The sequence below is a fragment of the uncultured Arcticibacterium sp. genome (assembly GCF_964021845.1).
Classification (GTDB): domain Bacteria; phylum Bacteroidota; class Bacteroidia; order Cytophagales; family Spirosomataceae; genus Arcticibacterium.
Genome location: NZ_CAXHZC010000001.1, coordinates 974,094 through 994,063, shown reverse-complemented (window position 1 = coordinate 994,063; position 19,970 = coordinate 974,094). Strand labels below are relative to the sequence as shown.

14 protein-coding genes are annotated in these 19,970 nt (G+C 37.8%); 6 read left to right on the top strand and 8 right to left on the bottom strand.

Going from position 1 to position 19,970, the window contains the following annotated elements; translation table 11 throughout:
• The first annotated feature begins 26 nt into the window (after positions 1-26).
• Together AADJ06_RS04120 and AADJ06_RS04115 are read left to right on the top strand one after the other, a co-directional pair.
• Positions 27-1,283 (top strand): MFS transporter, encoded by a 1,257-nt coding sequence (locus AADJ06_RS04120; RefSeq protein WP_341225136.1) that lies wholly within the window; start codon positions 27-29, stop codon positions 1,281-1,283.
• On the top strand, positions 1,276-2,433 hold the full coding sequence (locus AADJ06_RS04115; RefSeq protein ID WP_341225135.1) for a DNA-binding transcriptional regulator: 1,158 nt from the start codon (positions 1,276-1,278) through the stop codon (positions 2,431-2,433). Before AADJ06_RS04120 ends, AADJ06_RS04115 begins: the two co-directional genes overlap by 8 nt.
• Positions 2,434-2,439: 6 nt before the next feature.
• On the opposite strand, the gene AADJ06_RS04110 is transcribed toward AADJ06_RS04115, so the two are convergent.
• Positions 2,440-5,109 (bottom strand): glycoside hydrolase family 2 protein, encoded by a 2,670-nt coding sequence (locus tag AADJ06_RS04110; protein ID WP_341225134.1) that lies wholly within the window; start codon positions 5,107-5,109, stop codon positions 2,440-2,442.
• Between the two features lie 138 nt (positions 5,110-5,247).
• Between AADJ06_RS04110 and AADJ06_RS04105 the strand changes: the two genes are divergently transcribed.
• Positions 5,248-6,540, top strand: coding sequence for a photosystem II biosynthesis protein (locus tag AADJ06_RS04105; RefSeq protein WP_341225133.1), 1,293 nt, complete (start codon positions 5,248-5,250; stop codon positions 6,538-6,540).
• Positions 6,541-6,623: 83 nt separating this feature from the next.
• On the opposite strand, the gene AADJ06_RS04100 is transcribed toward AADJ06_RS04105, so the two are convergent.
• From AADJ06_RS04100 to AADJ06_RS04075, 6 genes are all read right to left on the bottom strand, one after another.
• On the bottom strand, positions 6,624-6,824 hold the full coding sequence (locus AADJ06_RS04100; protein WP_341225132.1) for a hypothetical protein: 201 nt from the start codon (positions 6,822-6,824) through the stop codon (positions 6,624-6,626).
• 35 nt (positions 6,825-6,859) lie between these two features.
• Entirely contained in the window at positions 6,860-8,212 is a 1,353-nt protein-coding gene (locus AADJ06_RS04095) for a PhoPQ-activated protein PqaA family protein (RefSeq protein WP_341225131.1), read from the bottom strand.
• Positions 8,213-8,221: 9 nt separating this feature from the next.
• On the bottom strand, positions 8,222-9,511 hold the full coding sequence (locus tag AADJ06_RS04090) for a hypothetical protein (protein WP_341225130.1): 1,290 nt from the start codon (positions 9,509-9,511) through the stop codon (positions 8,222-8,224).
• Between the two features lie 122 nt (positions 9,512-9,633).
• On the bottom strand, positions 9,634-11,265 hold the full coding sequence (locus tag AADJ06_RS04085) for a SusD/RagB family nutrient-binding outer membrane lipoprotein (RefSeq protein WP_341225129.1): 1,632 nt from the start codon (positions 11,263-11,265) through the stop codon (positions 9,634-9,636).
• 19 nt (positions 11,266-11,284) lie between these two features.
• Positions 11,285-14,680 (bottom strand): SusC/RagA family TonB-linked outer membrane protein, encoded by a 3,396-nt coding sequence (locus tag AADJ06_RS04080; protein WP_341225128.1) that lies wholly within the window; start codon positions 14,678-14,680, stop codon positions 11,285-11,287.
• A 331-nt stretch (positions 14,681-15,011) separates the two neighbouring features.
• The gene (locus tag AADJ06_RS04075; protein ID WP_341225127.1) at positions 15,012-15,551 is read right to left on the bottom strand and encodes an RNA polymerase sigma-70 factor; all 540 of its coding nucleotides are present in this window, start codon (positions 15,549-15,551) and stop codon (positions 15,012-15,014) included.
• A 509-nt stretch (positions 15,552-16,060) separates the two neighbouring features.
• Here AADJ06_RS04075 and AADJ06_RS04070 point away from each other — a divergent pair.
• Both AADJ06_RS04070 and AADJ06_RS04065 read left to right on the top strand, forming a co-directional pair.
• Positions 16,061-17,254 (top strand): exo-alpha-sialidase, encoded by a 1,194-nt coding sequence (locus AADJ06_RS04070; protein WP_341225126.1) that lies wholly within the window; start codon positions 16,061-16,063, stop codon positions 17,252-17,254.
• Between the two features lie 201 nt (positions 17,255-17,455).
• Positions 17,456-18,688 carry an MFS transporter gene (locus AADJ06_RS04065; RefSeq protein WP_341225125.1) on the top strand — a complete coding sequence of 411 codons (1,233 nt, stop codon included), beginning with the start codon at positions 17,456-17,458 and terminating at the stop codon, positions 18,686-18,688.
• Here AADJ06_RS04065 and AADJ06_RS04060 read toward each other — a convergent pair.
• Positions 18,685-19,719: a tetratricopeptide repeat protein gene (locus tag AADJ06_RS04060; protein WP_341225124.1), complete on the bottom strand. Its 1,035-nt coding sequence runs from the start codon at positions 19,717-19,719 to the stop codon at positions 18,685-18,687. The genes AADJ06_RS04065 and AADJ06_RS04060 overlap by 4 nt on opposite strands.
• Before the next feature lie 55 nt (positions 19,720-19,774).
• Here AADJ06_RS04060 and AADJ06_RS04055 point away from each other — a divergent pair, with 55 nt between their 5' ends.
• The gene (locus AADJ06_RS04055) at positions 19,775-19,963 is read left to right on the top strand and encodes a hypothetical protein (protein ID WP_341225123.1); all 189 of its coding nucleotides are present in this window, start codon (positions 19,775-19,777) and stop codon (positions 19,961-19,963) included.
• Positions 19,964-19,970 lie beyond the last annotated feature (7 nt).

The following is a 19,970-nucleotide window of genomic DNA, read 5'->3' as shown; positions in this document are numbered from 1 at the left end:
TTCATTAATCTTTAGCCAATAACTCAATGAGAAAAAACACTTTTATAGTCATCCTCATTTTCTTTATATTTTTTGTGATTTCTTTCTTGAGTAATATTCTAGGGCCTATTATTCCTGATATTCTCAATAGTTTTGAGCTGGGTATAGGTTTAGCTGGATTTCTGCCTTTTTCGTTTTTTGTTTCTTACGGTATTGCCTCCATTCCTGCGGGTGTTTTGGTGGAGAAGTATAAAGAAAAAAAAGTGCTGCTATTGGCATTTTTATTGGCTTTTATAGGAGCATTGTTTTTTGCTTTAGTACCTGTTTTTCCAGTCGCATTACTTTCCTTATTTATTATTGGGACAGGAATGGCTATGCTTCAAGTGGTCATAAATCCGCTGCTTCGTGTGGCTGGGGGAGGTGTAAACTTTGCCTTTAATTCTGTTATGGCTCAGTTGTTTTTTGGTGGTGCCTCGTTTCTTAGTCCTATGCTGTATTCCTATTTTGTGAAGCACGTACATGTGGGCTCTCCGAGCAATTTTATCATTGAAAGCATGAATAAAATTGTGCCTGAAAATCTAACTTGGATTTCACTTTATTGGGTGTTTGCAGTTATCGCATTGTTGATGATTATCATTATAAAATTTGTAAAATTCCCAGAGGTGGAGTTGGCAGATGATGAGCGAGTTGACACTGGAAGTGCGTTTCGGGAATTGTTAAAAGACAAGAAAGTGATTTTGTTCTTTATTGGTATTTTCTGTTATGTGGGTTCAGAACAAGGAATTGCCAATTGGACGTCAAAATTCTTACAAGAATATCACGGAGTAGACCCAGCTACTCAGGGGGCTAGTGTGATTTCTTATTTCTGGGGTTTACTCACAATTGGTTGTATTTTGGGCTTATTACTTTTGAAAATATTTGATAGCCGAAAAGTGCTGATATTTTTTACCCTCGGTGCTATTATAGCTTTACTTATAGGTTTGTTTGGCCCCGTAAATTGGGCTTTAGTTTGTTTTCCTCTTACAGGATTTTTTTCTTCTGTAATGTGGTCCATTGTAGTTTCATTGGCTCTTAACTCTGTTACTAATAACCATGGTACCTTATCTGGAATTTTATGCACAGGAATAGCTGGTGGGGCTTTTGTGCCTCTGATTATCGGTGGTTTGGGTGAATTCGTTGGGTTGCGTATGGCTATGTTGTTTTTGTTGGTTACTTTAGGTTATATCTTAGGTATTGGCTTTTGGGCTAAACCTTTGGTAAATAATTCAACCATCAAAAACTGGAAGGAGCTCTTTCATGTATAAAATAATCCTATTGATAGATTTTGCCGAGGAATATAGCAAGGCCTTGCTTAAAGGAATTGCTAAGTATTCTAAAGAAAACGGTCCTTGGGTCTTTTGCCGGATGCCGTTGTTTCAGCGAGAAACCATTGGTTTAGATGGAATTTTAGAATGGGCAAAAGGTTGGGGAGCTGATGGCATCATTGGCCAGCTATATAATGACCCCGGCATTGAAAAATTTAAAGAGGCTGGTATTCCTGTAATAGCACAGGACTTTAAAGAGCGATTTAATGAAATACCTAACATAACTGGTGCTAATAAAGAAGCCGGTAGCATGGGGGCGGACTATTTCATTAAGAAGGGTTTCAAAAACTTTGCTTTTTACGGCTTTAAAGATATAGTTTGGTCAAGAGAAAGAGCAGAGGGTTTTGAAGAGCGAGTGGTAAAAGGAGGTCATAAAGTGCACTACTTTGAGCAAGCCATGGCACATTCTTCTGACATTTGGTATTATATGCCCAGCTCCTTAAGTCAGTGGCTCAAATCACTTCCCAAACCCATAGCATTAATGGCTTGTGACGATAATCAAGGGCAGCATATTACAGAAGCTTGCCGTCATTCTGGTATCAGAATTCCAGAGGAAGTGTCTGTCTTAGGGGTTGATAACGATGAGATGATTTGTTCTTTTTCTGATCCTCCATTATCAAGTATAGGCCAAGATACCGAAAAGGGTGGCTATGACGCCGCTAGACTACTACATCAAATGATGGAAAATAGTACCTCGGTTCATTATGATATTATAGTAAGGCCCACGCAGGTTATAACACGGCAATCCACGGATATATATTCTACGAGTGACAAGCATATAGCTACTTCATTAAAATATATTCATCAAAATATAGATAAGAAACTTAAGGTAGACGACGTGGTAAAGCAGGTTCCATTGTCCCGAAGGGCTCTAGAAAAACGTTTTCTTGATATGACGGGTTATCCCATCTACAAGTACATTTTCAACCTGAGAATAGAAAAATTTAGTCAAAAACTCCTTGAAACAGATTTAAGTGTTTTTGAAATAGCTCTTGAACTTGGCTTTTTAGATACCAAGAATATAGCCAGACAGTTTAAACAAATGAAAGGCTGCACTCCTACAGAGTATCGAAATCAATTTTTGGTTTAGTAAGGCCTATTTGACCACTACGTTATCTACATTATAACCTTTGACCTTAACTTTTGGCTCTTTATTGCCAGCATCTTTTTTATAGCATTTTACGCTAATCGTTTTGCTTTCTTTTGGCAAAAGAGAAATGTAATTATCTGACCAAAATACAGGGGTTATAGCTTCTTCGGAATCAGCATCAATTAGCTCAGCCTCTATAAAGAATGCTATTTTGTTACTAGAATTGCTTAAAGTAAGTGTAACCTCATACTCTTCACTTGTACTTGAAACTTCTTGGCTTACATCAATCTTAGCATTCGGAAGGTTATTTAACGCACTAAAATCGGCGTATTGTTTTTGAGGAGTATAAAACCAGAATTTCTGCTCCCAGTCCATTTGGTCTGTTTGGGTAGCCAGCCAGTAGAAATTATCAGCAATGGTTTCTTTTGATTCATTTTTGAGTTTTAAATCCAAAAAGTACGTCTGGTTCTTGCCTTCAAGTTCTGGTATCTCAAGGCCGTTTACGGTACCGTTTTTATCCAATTTAGTGGTGAAACTCTTTTCAAAAACTAATTCAGACTTAGTGTTGAATAGCTTTACCTCTGCCGTAACACTTTGTAAATCAGTTTTGGTGTCATTACTTAAGTGAATAGAGTGGTCATAATAGTTATACATGATGGCCAGTGGACTGGCTGCCTTTTTGGTGCCATAATACGCTCCTGTAGGTTTTAAATAATAATCATACAGCTGCCAATAAAACTCTGGCCATGGGGAGTTAAGCATCCATTGCACCACGCCTGTGGTGGTAGGTCTGTTCATCACATGTGACTCAAACATCGGTCTTATGGCCTCATAGTTTAGTATTTGAGCTTTAAAGGCTAAGTCTTCTAGGTTTTTAGGCTCGCCAAGTTTAGCATTCAAAGCCTTAAGATAAACGCCTAGGGTATTGAAATCTTTGCGACCAGAATGATAATTCCACATGTCGTTATCAGCAGGCCAAAGCTTCTCGGCTGGTATCATCTTTTTTATAGACTCAATGGTAGGAATCTGTGGCCCAGGTCCGACCTCAGAGTTAAAGCCATATGCTCCACCTAGCTCTTTATCTTCATACCAGTAAATGGGAGGGACGTACTCATAAGGGCCATACATCTTCATTCCAGACTTCCCAGAAATACTACTTTCAAAATCACCTGATGAAATTAAAAAAGGTCTTGTTTGGTCATACTTTTCTAGGGTTTCTACATACCTTTTTTCTAAGGATGGAGCAGGCATAGCATCGCTTCCTCCTGCCCAGGTGAATATACTTGGGTGGTTTCTAAGCCATTTTACTTGGTCTCTGAAATAATCAGAAAGTAATGTTTCTTCATCTGGACTAAGCTTAACGCCATATTTGGCTACGTCTTCGTTAATGGGCAAGTTTTCATCACCTTCCGTTTTCTCCAATACTTCTCCAAGGTAATCAGGCCATTCCCATTGACAGCTCCAGCCCATCATAAGAAGTATGCCGTTTTCATCACATAAATCATAAATGTTATGGTTGTTGCCCCAAATGCCCTCAAAGCGTAGAGAGTTAAGGTTCATTTCTTTAACGTACCTAATTTGTGCGGCGTCTTTTTCTGGCATGTATCTTAAGAACAAATCATCTACCCAGCCGGCACTTTTAATTAGTACTTCTCTGCCGTTTACCTTGTAACCGCGTACACCTTTATTATTTAAGTATGTTTCAATTTTTCTGATACCAAACTTAGTATTATGAACATCTTGAGTTTCGCCGTTTTCGGTCAAAGACATTTCTAATGCGTACATATTTGCTTCTCCCAATCCGTTTGGCCACCAAAGTCTCGGTTTATCAATGTTTAGTTCTTGATATTCTACAGGGCTAAATTGTACTTCAGTCTTTTCAAAGGGTTGAAGTGTGATTTCTTTCTGGAAAGTTATGTCTTCAATTTTTCCTTTTAATTCCACATTTTTAGATGCATTGCTATGGTTACTTACCTCTACATTAATAGTTAAGGTGGCTTCCTCTAAATTTGATGTATTTACGTCTGGTGCCACAAAACTGGCATCAATAGACACTTTTCCAGAACGTTTCAGTCGAATTTCCCTAAAGATACCCATGTAGTGGTCAGGTGGAGTAGGAGCCCAGTCTACAAAACCCATATAGAAATCTCTGACCTGCGGTGGAAATATTTCTACTAAAAGAATGTTTTCGCCTGATTTAGCTTGACCAGAAATGTTTAATTCAAATTGTCTGAATGCTCCAATGATGGAGTCTTTATTGGCTATTTGCTCACCGTTTAGCCAGAAATTTGCCTTATAATTAATACCGTCAATCAGGAGTTTTAAATGCTCAGTTTTATTGTCAAAGTCATCTAAGTTAAAGGTGTTTCTATACCACCAAGGCGATTCAAATTGCTCTTTAGGAACCTTCGCCAAGTTATCTCCCATAAAAATATCTGGGTAAGTCCCTGCCTCTACTAATGCTCCTAAAACAGTGTTAGGAACCGTAGTTTTAGTCCATTTTTCGGCATCTATTGCACCTGACGATAGCGAAATGCCATCTTTTTTGATTTCGGTTGAAGGGGCAATCGTCCAACCTTGGCTGAGAATAATTTCGCCAATTTTCGTTTTAGAATTACAGCCGAAAAAGGCAAGGCTAATAAGGGAAAAATAAAGAAAATGAACTGTTTTTTTCATGATGATAGTGTATAACAATATAAATAATACTCCAAACCTAACGGAGTAGGCTACTAGAAATCGCTTTTTAATTTAAGAATAGTCACTAAGCGGTTTCCGACAGTATTATAGCTGGCTAATCAGAAAAATCTAATTGAGATGAAAGGTAAGAAATTGTGGTTCAGTATGCTTTTAGTAGGCATGTCTTTAGGCACGGCTTGGGCTATTCGAGGTCAGTTTGGGCATGAGCAAGGTGCGGCTTGGGCTGGAGCTATTGGTTCTCTAAGTGTATTATTGGTTTCAAAGCGAAAAGACTGGCTTTCAAAAGCCTTCTCGGTGACGCTAGCAGGTGGCGTAGGATGGGGTTTAGGTGGTATGATGAGTTATGGAATGGTGGTAGGATATGGTCGTGCTTCAGACTTTGGCAATGTGTTTTATGGTTTATTGATGCTCTTTGTAATAGGTGGGCTTTATGGTTTTATAGGTGGTGGTTTTTTCGGTTTTGCTCTTTTAAACCCTAAAAAGACTGAAGTGAAATGGCCTACGCTGATTGTGGAGATGGTGGTAGGTGCTTTAGTGTTCTATTTTTTTATGATTGAGCAATTCGGTTGGAACATGACACCTCCAAGGTCTGAACTTTGGGCGGCCTGTTTCGGTATGGGAGCGGCACTTATGGCACACCTGCTAAGAAATAGGCAATATGCCCCTTTGCGTGTCGCTGTTTTTGCCGGATTAGGCGGTGGTTTTGGCTTTGCTTTTGGTAATTTTCTTCATGTTCTAGGGGCTGTTTCAGAAATAGACTTTAATTTCTGGAATGTTATGGAGTATTCATTGGGCTTTTTTGGTGGCCTTGGTTTGTCTTATGGAGCTTTTACGGCTAAGTGGGAATCAAATGAAGAAGAGGAACCTGATAATACTCAGCCTTTATCGTTGTTAGGCATGTCTTTGCTTATTCCCTTAATAGTTTGGCAACAGTCATTTACGCTTGAACGTATCAATTCCATGTTAGAGAAAACAAGCTTTTCAAATGCAAACTTTGGATTTAACCTTACACTATGGCTTTCCTTGGCCTTAATTTTGTTTTTTTCTTGGTATTGCTTTAAGAGAATCAAAGCTTTAAATACGGGTAAGCTTACTTACGCAGACATCAAAATATTCTTTGTAGGGTTGTTCGGTATTTATATGATATTTTCATGGCTAATTACCGGGGCATTTTTTAGTACCTACAGGATAGAGCAATATCTCTATTTAATAAATTTCGTACTAATAGTAGTATTCATAAATAGGGCAGAGGTCCCTTTTATTCCTACAGAAATGAATGTCAAAACATGGCTAACTGGCTTGGTCGGACTTGTGTTACTGCTGGCCATTTTTGCCTTTGCAGCTATTAATTCGCATGATGAATTAGAGAATGCCAAGAAGAGGTTTGAAACTACAGAAGCCTCTAAATGAGTTTAAATAGCTGTTAATTTTGTACCTAGATACTATATTAGAAACCCTATTGGTTCTACTGTATGAAGTTTTTTGACTAATAATTAGTCAAGATTGTCTTTTCCCAAAAACTTTTTGGTTTCGTTTTCTAACAATAGTTGATTGAAGTATTTTTCAAGGATTTCGGCATATTCTTCAGACATCTCTGTTTCGCCAATACCAGCTACCAACTCCTGTAACTCCTCTTTCGAGATATTATTTTTGAGTAGTTTTTCTACTAAATATGCTGGACGAGATGATGCCATTTATTGTCTTTTTATTCTTCAGATACATCTACTGGTTACAATACTTTTGACTTGTCTGATACAAATATGCGGGTGCTCACCGAATATGTACCTCCGGTTGGCCCCTTGTATTTCATTTCAACATAAAATGCTTGAAATCCTTTTTTTGGGTAGGCCTGGGTTAGTTTAATATTTGGTAAATCTTTGAGTTTGATGTTTTTATTCTTCCATAAATTGTTCCTGAAATCCCTATCGCTAGATGTAGTTTCCCACAGTGTGGCCTCAACAAGCTCGTTTTGTTCTGGATTAATTATTAGCTCAGCACCATTGTTTGTATCATTAACTGTCCATGTGCTTACTGGATAACTTTTGTCCATTAGCGTAAGACCAAAAAATGCATTAAGGGCTTTTAAAGCTTGCTCCCCTCCACCTAGTCCATGGCCCGCGTTAGGAACATAGTGTATCATGTTTTTGCCCGGAATTTCACTAAAGTAATGTTTAATAGCGTCGGCCGTCCAATACTCATCATTGGTACCAATAAAAATCATTTTAGGCACGGTCATGTTCTTGCGGTATGAAAAAGGGTCAATCATAGTGGTGAGAGCCTTCCCATCTTTTGTCTCCGTTCCTTGCGGAATTCCAAGTTTAACGTAATCTTCTATTTGGATGCTGTATTCACCATAGGTGGTGTACTGATAGTTTAATGTGGCTGGCATGTTAAGCATATCTATGACCATTGGGCCAATCGCCTTTACGCGTTTATCATCAATAGCCGAAGTAAGCCATGTAGTCCAGCCTCTTTTTGAAGCCCCTGATATGACAAAACTATTGACATCAAAATCGACTTTTTGTTTAGCGAATTCTTGAATGGCGTCCATACCTTTTACGGCAGATTTTACCATTGGAAATAATAAAGGCCAAGAGTAATCCTTGTCTTGCTTAAACTGATGTAAAGTATAGGATATTAAGGCGTCTTCGGTCAAATCACCATAGAGTGGTTGATTAGGAACTTGCCTTATGATAGCCACCACAGCTTGATTTCTTACTGCTATTTCGGCCAAGGGTTCCCATAAGTCATCCGAATTAGTCCAGTTAGGTTGTTCGTCTTTGTTAGAGCCACCTGTGATGAAGAGCATGGCTCCATCATGAGTTTTCTTTTTTGGTATAAATACCGTTAGTTGATGTCTCCAAGTGTACTCTCGCCATTTTTGGGAGGTCAGTAAAAGGTGATAGGCCGTTACATGTTCTAAAACAATTGAGTCTTTAAGCTCCCAATTATAAGTTTTGTCGCCATTGTCAATATAACTAGCTAAGGCCGTTTCGGGGGTAATTTTTTGGGCATGAATAGTATTGCCAATGAACATCATTAGCAGTAAGCCAAGTACGAGTTTTAGAGCAGTCTTTTTCATTTCTAGAGATTATTTCAATTCAGGTTTCGGACTTTCTTTTATCATTTCTAGGGCGTGGTTGATGTATATGTCACCTGTCATTTCGCCGAGGCTAGTTTGGCTGACGTATTGGTACCTTTTAAAACTATTGAAGTCTTCTTTGGTAAGTATATAACCAAAGGCATCGTTTGCCAGGCCAAATAGAAATGGGAATTTGGTAGGCATTTTACGTTTCAAGTAAAATCCAATATTGGGTAAGGCTTCACCGGGTATGGTCAATATTTGAGCTGGACCTATATTGATTAGATTTACTTGGGTTTTCACATAGTTTTCCTTGGTAAATGTGTAATTCAGAGGAGAGTTTTTCAGAATAAACCTCATAATGTCAGACTCTATTGGTATTTCTAAGTTTTGTGCGGCAGAAAATAATGTTGGGTTTTCAATTATTGGAGCGTTTTTAATGATTCTAAGTGATTCGTCTGCTAGTAATTCGCCTATTCTTATGCACTCTTCCCAAGTGTTTGCTTCTTTACCTTCTTCCCGGCGGGTGTCTGCGGTAACCATTCCACCTTGAGCTCCATTTAAGAAAATGGCCATTCCACCACCTTTACTTTCTATTCTGTCATAAAGTGGGCCACATAAATCTGGGCTTAGTATGCCTCTTCCTGAACCTAACACTTCTGGGTGAATAGCATAATTTACTAAAGTTGCTATATTTTCACCTTTGTTCTTTCCAGTAGTGGCAACGGCCTGAATAACGCCACAGCGTGGGTCATATAATGCAGGTGCGTAATAATTATAGGCAATTTTTCCTTTGGCTTCATCCACAGCTATTTTGATAGCTGCTGGTTCTAAGTTTTTGACGGCTTCGTTAACAGCATCTGCAATCTGATTAACGCACCAGTCTAAGTATTTTAAATCAGCATAAGATTTACCTGTTTGGTCTGGAAAACCATAGGCATCTGGTGCACTATGCGTGTGCGTAGCTGCTATGATAATGTTTTCGGGTGAAACGCCTTTTATTAGAGCACGAGATTTATCGCCTAGAACGGAAGTCCAGCCGAGATTATCTACACTTACTATGGCAATGCGTTTATCGCCGTTTTCTAGAACCAGGGCTCTTGCAAAGAGGTCGCCTTTTTTTTCGGTAACGGGTTTGGGTTTTCCTATTCCGCCAGATACCGGCAATAATGGGTTTGGTGTGATTATTCTTTTAGCAGCTCCCGCCTGAAGTGTTTGAGCAAATACTCCAGAGGATAAAAAGATTGAGCCAATCAATAAAATGAAATAGATGACTCTTTTTTGGAGATAATAAAGCATGTACAGGGTGCGGTTATATTTTATAGAACTTTGAGGTGATCTAGAGCGGAAAAAAATTGGTAGCTTCAAATATCCACTACCAATTTTATATTCACTCTAAACTTAAACGCAATACTAAGTTTTTACCAAGGTTTGCCAGTACCTTGATTCAGCCAAGGCTTAGACCAAGCACTATTTTTGCCGTCTGCCTGTGAGAAAGTTGTTACTTCTAATTTATCTAATGCCGCACTGGCGTTAGCACTATTGATGTTTATTTCATCCTGCATGTAGTAGAAACGCAGTGGCAATACTGACCTTTTAGCCGCTGGGCCTGCTTTAAGTTCAGGAAGCCCAGTTCTCCTGAAATCAAACCAAGATTCTGTGGCCGCCGTCCAACTGGCTATCCATTTTTGCTCCATTATCTGCTTCAGAGTTCCATCATAGGCAACCCCCTCATTAGTAAGATATGTGGAAGTAGAATTTCCCACACCCCAAGTGTTCATGGAAGCACTTACACCAGCTTCATAGCGTGTTTTAGCGTCTCCAGTGGCCCATCCTTTCAATGCAGCCTCAGCCAAGATAAAATTAACCTCAGCAGCCGAAATTAATCTAGCTTTTAATAATGAACCAGAGGCTTCCTTATAAATATCGTTCAAGAAAGAAACATGTGGGTTAAACGATGTTTGACCTGGTGTTGGGTTTAGGTTGTATGCCGACGGCAAAGCTGAGAAACTTGGCGGCAAACCAACATATTTAGGGTCAGTATCTAAAACAGTGTTACCAACTTTATCAGGTGATAACATTCTAACACCATCTACTATTTCGTCAGTTCCGGCTGGAAGTGTTTCGTCTACTACTAAAGGCACTTCCACTTTATTAGCCCATACAGCTATTCTTGGATCATCTAGAGATTGTAAGGCTTCTATTAATGTAGATGCCATTTTTATTCTACGATAGTTGCTACCGCTGGCATCATACACTGTATTTGCCGGCCAAGATGTACCGCTACTTGTTCCAGGAAAACTCATAGTGGCGTCGTCAGAATTTGAAACGATTATAGGATACTGAGCCGAATTTCCAACTATTTTTTCTATACCAGCTTTAGCTACATCTGGTTTCTTTTCAGAAATACGCATGTAGTATCTAAGGGCAAGAGAGTTAGCCATTTTTCTCCATTTAGCAGGGTCTCCATTATAGAATACATCTACTTCACTTACTATGCTTGAATATTCGCTTTTTGGTTTTGAAAGTAAGGTATTTGCTGCTTCTAAATCCGCTAAAACTCCAGTATAAATCACCTCCTGACTATCAAAAGCTGGCAATATATTCTCTGTTCCTCCTACTTCACCTTTTAAAGCATTGGTATAAGGAGCATCAGACCAAAGGTCTGTAATAAGGCCAAAATTGAAAGCCTTCATTACTAAAGCTACACCCTGATGAAACTCAAGGTCTAAAGCCACTGCTCTGTCATAAAACAAAGCATTGTTTCTAAGTATGTCATAATTTCCACTCCAACTCTGGCTAGACCAGTCGTAATCATTATGACCTGATGACCAAGCATCTTTTTGCGTATGCTGCACCACACCTGCAATGTCCTGATAGCCATAGTTTAAGTAAAGCCTAGCGGTTTCAGTCAAAATGGTTGGCATTATCAAGTTAGGGTTCACCAATTCAGGCTGAACGCCATTCGGATTTATATTTACCTCTGTGAGATCTTCACAAGAAAAGAACGAGCCCACCAGAATAAATAGAACGATAATATTCTTATTTTTCATGATTTTTAAAGTTTAAGGTTTAAAATGTTAGATTTAGTTTAAATCCAACTGGAATGACCCAAGGAGTTACATTGTATCTTTCAATACCTTGTTTGAATTGTGTACCCGCTTGTGTGCCCGCTTGTGGTTGGAAAGCCATCTCAGGGTCTATGCCTATATTAGCGGCCGTCCAAAGAATGATGTTTCTACTATAGACCGAAAACGAAGCATTTTGTAAACCAAGTTTTTGTGTTAAATCTCCTGTGATATCATAAGCAAATGATATTTCTCTAAGCTTTACAAATGACGCGTCAAACAAAGCTGCTTTTGTGAAACTCCATGGGTAATTGTCACCATAAGGAATATACTTAGTACCAGCTCCTCCAAGGTTTTCGGTATAACCTTCTATTTCACCGTTTTCATTATAAGTAGCTAAGACACCAGGGTTAAATACAGCATAAGCATACGTATTTCCACCATATTCGAATGGGAATCCGCCGTATTCTGCTGTAGGACCACCCACAATATTGAAGTTATTTCCATTGACTCTAATTAGGTCATCTTCATTGGCCACTAAATAATCACGAAGTGCGTCACCTGATAAACCATTTGGATTGATTAGGTTGTCCAAAAATCTCTGAGACTTAAGGTCTGATTCGCCGTATCTGTAGGTTTGAGAAACAAAATCGCCGCCTTTTCTCCAATCAAATGTCATGTTCAAACTTAATTTCTTATAAGTCAAAGACGTTTGCATTCCTAGAATAAAATCAGGATTAAAGTTTCCAATTTTCGTTTTGGTATTGTTAGCATTTATATCTTGCCACGAACCATCTGAATCTAATATAGGATAGCCATAATAAGGCGAAGACTGGTCTTTCACCGTTACCAACTCACGGTCATAAATATCCCCTATAGTTTCACCCACATAAGTCCAAGCTCCACCTTTTGCATCTGTCCATAAAGTATAAAAATCTAAACCTTCAGAAAGGCTCTCGATGGTTGTAGCGTTTTTGTAGAAATTAGTTGTCAAGTCTAGTCTCCATCCATTTCTTTCAAAAGGAGTACCACCTAAAGTCAGCTCAATACCTTTACTAACAAGTAAGCCAGCATTAATGTTTTTGGAAGTATACCCAGTAGACGAAGGAAGCTTAGTTGGTATAATCTGGTTACGGTTATCTACTTTATAGTAAGTTCCAGAGAATCTAAGTTTGTTTCTAAACATGGTAAGGTCAACTCCGACCTCATATGAGGTAGAAATTTCAGGCTTCAAATCAGGTAAAAGAATGGTTCCTGATTTTGACAATCTGGTGATACCACCCCAAGCTTCATTGTTGTCCAATGTATTTATTAAGGCATAAGGGTTGGTGTCATTTCCTACTTGTGCCACACCGCCTCTCAGTTTCAACATATTGATAGAGCTCGAAGGAGTAGGGAAGAGTTCATTAACCAAGAAGCTCAAAGAGGCCGATGGATAGAAGTATGATCTGTTTTCCACTGGTAAAGTACTTGACCAGTCATTTCTGGCAGTTAAGTCTAAGTAAAGCATATCTTTGAAACCAAGATTTGCTATTCCATAAGCACTATAAACCACTTTGTTTAGCAAGCTACTTGAGTAAGACAAGTTAGCAGGTGCAATGTTTTCCAAGGTAAATAAGCCAGGGATTACCAAGCCTGTACCGTTTCTACTAGCATTACTCACATTCGTGAATTTAGAACTTCTAGCATTACCACCTACAGAAAATGAAAGAGAGAAGTTTTCCAAGTTTTTACTATAAGTGGCTAAGGCATCAATATTTCTTTCATATCTGCCTAGGTTTATTAAACCGTAAGCTCCACGTGGTTCTTTATCGTAACTAGCTCCAATTTTGGTTTCTCTATTTTCCTTGTAGGAGTCTAAAGCATACCTAGCCATTAAATTTATTTCTGGCGTTAGTTGGTAATCAAGCTTCATGTTCCCAAATATTCTATTTCTTTCGAAGGCATTATTAACTTCATAAGCTAAAAAGTAAGGGTTATTGAAGTTTCCAATAGACTGTGATTTTTGTTGAAGTCCCTCTTGGCCTGGTACCCAATAATCTTCCAATTCTAAAATGTCAATATGTGGTGAAACCGCGTAAGCCCATTGAAGCGGATTTGAACCTCTTTCGCCTGCAGGACGGTTGTTTGAGTTATTTCTACTCAAATCTAAAACTGTGCTTAGACGAAGCTTTTTATTGATATTTATAGTGGTATTCAAAGCCAAAGAATTCTTGAAGAGATCAGAATTTGGAATAATTCCCCTGTTACTCATGTTTGAATACGATACTCTATAGTTCATAACATCGTTGCTATTCGCTAAGGAGATACCATTAGTCGTTGTTATTCCGGTCTGAACAAAATTCTCAATATTGTTAGGGTGAGAAACCAGAGGTGTAGGGATAGGATTGCCATCGGCATCTAAAGGGCTGTTCCATTGGATAGCATTCTGACCAAGGTCTAGTTCAGGACCTACACCACCAGCAGAACCTTCATCAATATATAATACTCCGCCAGGGTAAGGGTTATTGTCTTCCGTAAAAGGTAAAATACCCGTGGCAAACTGAGAATGCATATTTAAATACCTATAAGGCTTGTCAAAAACCGTATTTGTAGTTAAACTAACGGTCATTTTGTTGTTTTTAGAACCATTTTTTGTGGTAATAATCACCACACCATTTCCAGCCCTTGAACCATATAGTGCCGCAGCACTAGGGCCTTTTAGTACAGAAATACTTTCGATATTGTCAGGGTTTAAATCTGAAATAGCATTACCATAATCTACTCTATTGTCGCCACCAATTTGGCTCACATTATTAAGCGTATTAATTATCGGTACACCATCAATCACAAATAAAGGCTGGTTGTCACTCGAAAGTGATTTGGCACCACGAATTACCATACTTACCGATGAGCCTGTACCACCAGTAGAGTTAATACTAACCCCAGCTACTTTACCAGACATACCGTTTAGCACGTTTTCAGTCGTTACTCGGTTCATATCTTCACCATCAACCTTGGCAACAGAATAACCCAGCGACTTTTCTTCTCTTTTTATACCAAGAGCGGTTACAACTACTTCATTTAAGGTAGAAGCATTCAGAGAGAGTGGAACGTTAATTACACTTCGACTTCCGACGGTAACCTCTATAGGATTGTAACCCACGAAAGAAAAAATCAGAACGGAGTTTGCGTCTTCGACGTCAATCGAATACTTCCCGTTTGCATTTGATGTAGTTCCTTTAAAAGTACCTTTCAATACCACGTTAACACCCGGAATAACAGAGCCATCTTCTTCTGCTGTGATGGTACCGGTAACGGTTTGGGCCTGTGCCCAAACAGCTGAAAAACAAAATCCAACTATTACGGTCGTAATAAATAAACGCCGTAACGTACGATGATAAGTAGAGCGTAGTTCCATATTGTTTTGTTTAGAATTGATTATACTGTTAATACTATCATTGAAAATAAAAAGGCTATTCTATAAAATAAAAAAAACTAGAGTTTACATTTTGTTAATATAGGACACGGACAAATGCTAACCATAAATAGGGTAGAAGATACAGTGCATTTATAATGAGGGAGTAAGTGGTTGTTAACCTTTTTTTGATAAGTCAAAAAAACAGAAGTCTTTCTGTAAATCTCTAGCCTGAAGAAAGCCAAAAGCAGACTATGTAATACAGAATAATAGTAATTGGTTAGAGTCTTTTTATTGAGATAAATCTCAATAATTAACGGCTTTTGTAGATGCTTTAGTAAGCCGATGACATGTCAACACTTAACCTTAAATATTGCTTTGCTTTCACAAGTTGATTCTTAACAGTGTTTTTCGATATCCGCATTATTTCGGCAATTTCCTGATAAGACTTTCCGTCTTCCAAAATTAGTTCTAAAATCCTTTTGCGTTTTTTTGGAAGCGTAGACATGGCAGAAAGTAAAATGTCAATTTTTTCTTCCTCAATATCGGTATCAGTACTGTTACTTTCTTTAGCTTTTATCAAATACTGATTAAGCATTTGTTGGTTTTTATCCATTTTTTTCAAATGGTCAAAAGCCATATTTTTTAAGCAAGTATAGAGGTAGGCGTTGAAGTTTAGTTCTGGATTAATTTGATCTCTACGAGACCATATCTTAATAAATACCTCTTGCAGCATGTTTTCCGCCTCCTCATTGTCTTTTACAATAGAGGTGACAAACCGAAGCCCTGGTTCTCTATAATGATCATATAATTGTGAAAATGCTTTAGTATTGCCTTCTGCAACTTTCTGAATTACTGTATTTATTGTTTCCATGGTTCGCTAAAGATTATAATGAAGATATGTATAGAAATTATAGAAAAAAATCAAAGAATATTACTATTAAATAGTTTGCATTTTACATTTCCTAATCAATTTATAAGACTAAAAAAACTATATGATTGATGTTAGAATTGTAAGCAGTTTCTAAGTTTTGACATCCTCTTTCGATAAATTCTGTAATAAATTTGCGTCATTTTTGACGATTTGCAATCGCATATTGCGTATTAAATTCTTCATTTTACGCAAACACCTAATACTTTAACTTTAAGTTAGTAATCAGAGCCAGTTTATTAACATTAGGGTAATACTGGAGTTGTTTCCTTAATTTTTTAAGGAGGAATGAAACAGATAACAAGCTTTCAGATATGGGGAGATAGACCTGTTCATTTTTTGGTTTGTTCTCTCTTATAGTTTAGGTAGGCCATTATTTTATGCCCTATGAATAGTACCAAATTTAAAAAATGAAGTATTAAATTATAACTAGATATGTTAGACCTTGTGAAATGAAGAATTATAAAAAGTACATTTTATTCCTACTATTTTTGAATTCGTTGAATTCGTTTTCGCAAGAAATTGACAGCCACGAAGGTGCTTTGGTTAGCTCAAGTCTCATTTTTGCTACGCAAGAAAAACATGTACATAGCAGTAGTGTAGTTAATCTGCCGAATGGTGATTTTTTAGCGGTATGGTTTTATGGCAGCGGTGAGCGGAAGTCTGATGATGTATTACTGATGGGAGCAAGGCTTAGAAAAGGTGAGACCAAGTGGAGTGAGCCTTTCCAGATGGCTGACACGCCTAATATTCCAGATTGTAATCCAGTGCTTTTTCTTAATCAGGATAAGAAGTTATTCTTAGTATGGATTGCGGTTCAGGCTAACAAATGGGAGCAAAGCATTTTAAGATATAAAACTAGCACAGACTATCTTAAGTTAGGTTCTCCTAACTGGACATGGCAAGACAATATTTTACTCAAACCTGACGAGGGCTTTGCCAAAGAAGTAGCCGAAAAGTTTAAGGAAAGACCAGATAGAGGGAAGGGTTGGTCTGAATATGCTCCTACCTATGACGAACTTATCATAAAAGCCAGTGAGGATATCTCCAAAAGGAGTATTGGCTGGATGACGAGAATAAAACCGCTAGTAATGGATAATGGAAGAATAGTGTTACCATTATATTCTGACGGCTTTAATATGTCGCTTATGGCTATCTCTGAAGATAAAGGCAGTACATGGCGACCTAGCCTTCCATTAGTTGGGCGTGGGCCCATTCAGCCTGCCTTGGTACAGAAAAAAAATAAAAACTTGGCGGCATTTTTACGCGATAGTGGTGATTACCCGCCTAGAGTACATTACAGCGAGTCAGCTGACCTTGGTCAATCTTGGTCAGTAAGTGTGAAAACTGATATTCCTAATACGGCTAGTGTGGAAATCCTAGGTCTTACTGATGGTCGTTGGGCATTTATTGGTAACGATATGCCAGGTGGAAGAAATCGCCTTATGCTTTATTTGTCTGACGATGAAGGCAAGACATGGAAATGGAAAACACCTCTTGAAAATGTGGAGCCTAATATGGGAGGGTTTTCATATCCGAGTTTGATACAAACCCCTGATGGCCTATTGCACATTACATATTCACACCATTTGCCAAACGATAGAAAGTCTATTAAATACGTGGTTATAAACCCAAATAAGATTTAAATATTTTATTGTCAACCTCTAATATAGTTTGTTAAATTCCTCTAGTTTTGGGCTATGAAAAATAAATCATCCTTTACGGCGGTTTTTATGCGATATTCTAAAAAGAATATGTGGGTAAGGTCTGTGAGGGGATGATATAAAAATATTGTTAAAGTTTTTATTTAATCCAGCCCATCAGCTGGATTTCTTAGTTTTTAGACCATGTTAAAGAAATCGGTAGACTTATACTTAGAAGCTTTTAGAGGACTGTCAAAAGAGGTTTGGTGGCTAGCTTTAGTTACTTTCATAAATAGGGCAGGAACTATGGTTTTACCCTTTCTTTCAAAATATTTGAAGGAAGACCTTCACTTCACATACGGTGAGGTGGGGTGGATTATGGTCTTTTTTGGGCTGGGTTCCTTTATAGGAGCTTGGTTAGGCGGCAAATTGACAGATAAAATAGGCTTTTATAAAGTAATGATTTGGAGCTTTTTATCCGCTGGTGTGGTTTTCGTTTTGATACAATACGTCCAAAGTTTTTGGGGCTTGTGTTTCGTGATTTTCTTAGCCATGACTTTGGCTGATATGTTCAGGCCTGCCATGTTTGTTTCCTTAAACACTTATAGTAAACCTGAAAACAGAACAAGGTCACTTACATTAATAAGGCTTGCCATAAACCTGGGCTTTGTTATTGGGCCGTCTGTTGCAGGCCTAATTATCATTGCACAAGGTTACAGTTTGTTATTCTGGATAGACGGCTTAACCTGTATAGTTTCCATTCTTTTATTTACCTTATTAGTAAAAGAGCGTAAAGCTCCGAACAAGACTAAAGAAGAACTCAAGCTGCTTAAAGCTGGTGCAGCCGTATTTAAGGATAAGGCATATTGGATATTCTTGGCAATTAGTTTTTTGATAGGGGTGGTTTTCTTTCAAATTTTCACCACGCTACCCATTTATCATCATGAGCAGTTTGGGCTAACCGAATTCCAGACAGGCCTGTTATTTTTCCTAAATGGTTTAATCATTATCGTTTTTGAAATGCCGATGGTAAACTGGATTGAGAAAAAGAAAATACCAGAGATTAAACTTATATATTTTAGCTCTATTCTAATGATGTTGGGTTTTGTTGTTCTTGTGTATCAAGCATGGGTAGGCATATTAATCATTAGTATGGTTCTCATAACTTTAGCTGAGATGGTAGGCTTTCCATACACTAATGCTTTTGCTATGAAAAGAGCAAAGTCAGGAAACGAAGGACGTTACATGGCATTGTATTCCATGGCCTTTGCTTTAGCCCATATTGTGAGTCCAAAACTAGGTTTAGATTTTATTGCTCTTTATGGATATAAAGCAAACTTTATTCTAATTTCTATTCTCGGCTTGGTTTCTGTAGGACTATGTATCTGGTTAAGAAAAACCTTGGAAAAAGAAGAAGCCCTTGAGCTCAGTAATTAGCAGTTTTCTGATTCCATTTCACTACGAGCGTCGCCTAATAACGAACCTCGTTTAAATGCTTTACACGCAGCGGAAATATTTCCTGCTGCTTGCTGAGCCATTCCTATGTAATAGTAGATAAATTCTACTTCTGGATTGATAGCTTCCACTTGCTCTAAGATGGTAAGCGAGTTCTTTGAACTTTCGGTTTTTAATTTCAATAAACCTAAATTCCGTAAAGCATACGGATTTTCAGGAAACAGCTTTAAAGCCTGTTCAATATATTCTGAGGCATTCTTAATCTCTCCGTTTTCTAAAAGGTTAAGGGCATGGGTATTGATAAAAGTAATTTCATTTGGCTGTTCTTTAATAGCTTTTTTAGAGTGTATCAAAGCTTCTTTCCATTCTCCTAGCTGAGCATACGTGGCACTTAAATTATTTAAAGCAAAAGCAAAGTTTGGTTTCTCAGAAATAACATTTAAGAACGTTTTTTTTGCTTCTTGAAAATCCTTCTGAAGATAAAAGGCATAACCTAAATTAGTCCTAGTCTCTAAATTGTTTGGAGTAATATTTAAAGACCTTTCAAAATCAGCAACGGCATTACTTGGATTAAAAGTTTGAAGGTAAAACTTACCGCGTAAATCTAGAAATTGAGAAGAATCTGTATAAGCTGGAGCTAATTGGTTTAATAAGTTTTCGCAGGTCTTATTTTCGCCAAGCAGGAGTGAGGCATGAGCTAAGTTTAACTTTGCCTGACCGAAACTGTCGTCCAATTCCACAGCTTCTCTGTAATCATTTCTTGCTTTGTCAATGTTACCCATTTTTTCAAAACATAAACCTCTGTTATTATAAGCATCGGCAAAGTCTGGGACTTTTTCTATAGCCTCCGTAAAAAGCTCCATGGCCCTTTCAGTTTCATTTTTTTTGAAATGAAAATTGCCTCGTTCAAAAAACTCCGCTGCTTCTGTCTTATTTTTGTTGCCACAGGCAAAAACAATTGCCCCTAAAATCATAAAAGAAGCCACTTTTAGGCCTATTTTAATAATATTCATACTTATGAGATTTGTCAAAGATATTCCTAATGCTTACTGTAAAACATCCTTATATATGTTTAACAACAAATATATCATAAAGTTTGAAGCGGGTCTTTTAGAACAGGTTTATAAAGTTTCAGAAATGGATGTTAGTGGAGATGAAGAAGTCTTAGGAATGATGACTGATGCCTTTTATGCAAAAGTTATTCAGCGTTTTAAAGATATGGCAGAGGACTTTGGTAAACTTATAGAAGAATACTAAAAAAGGC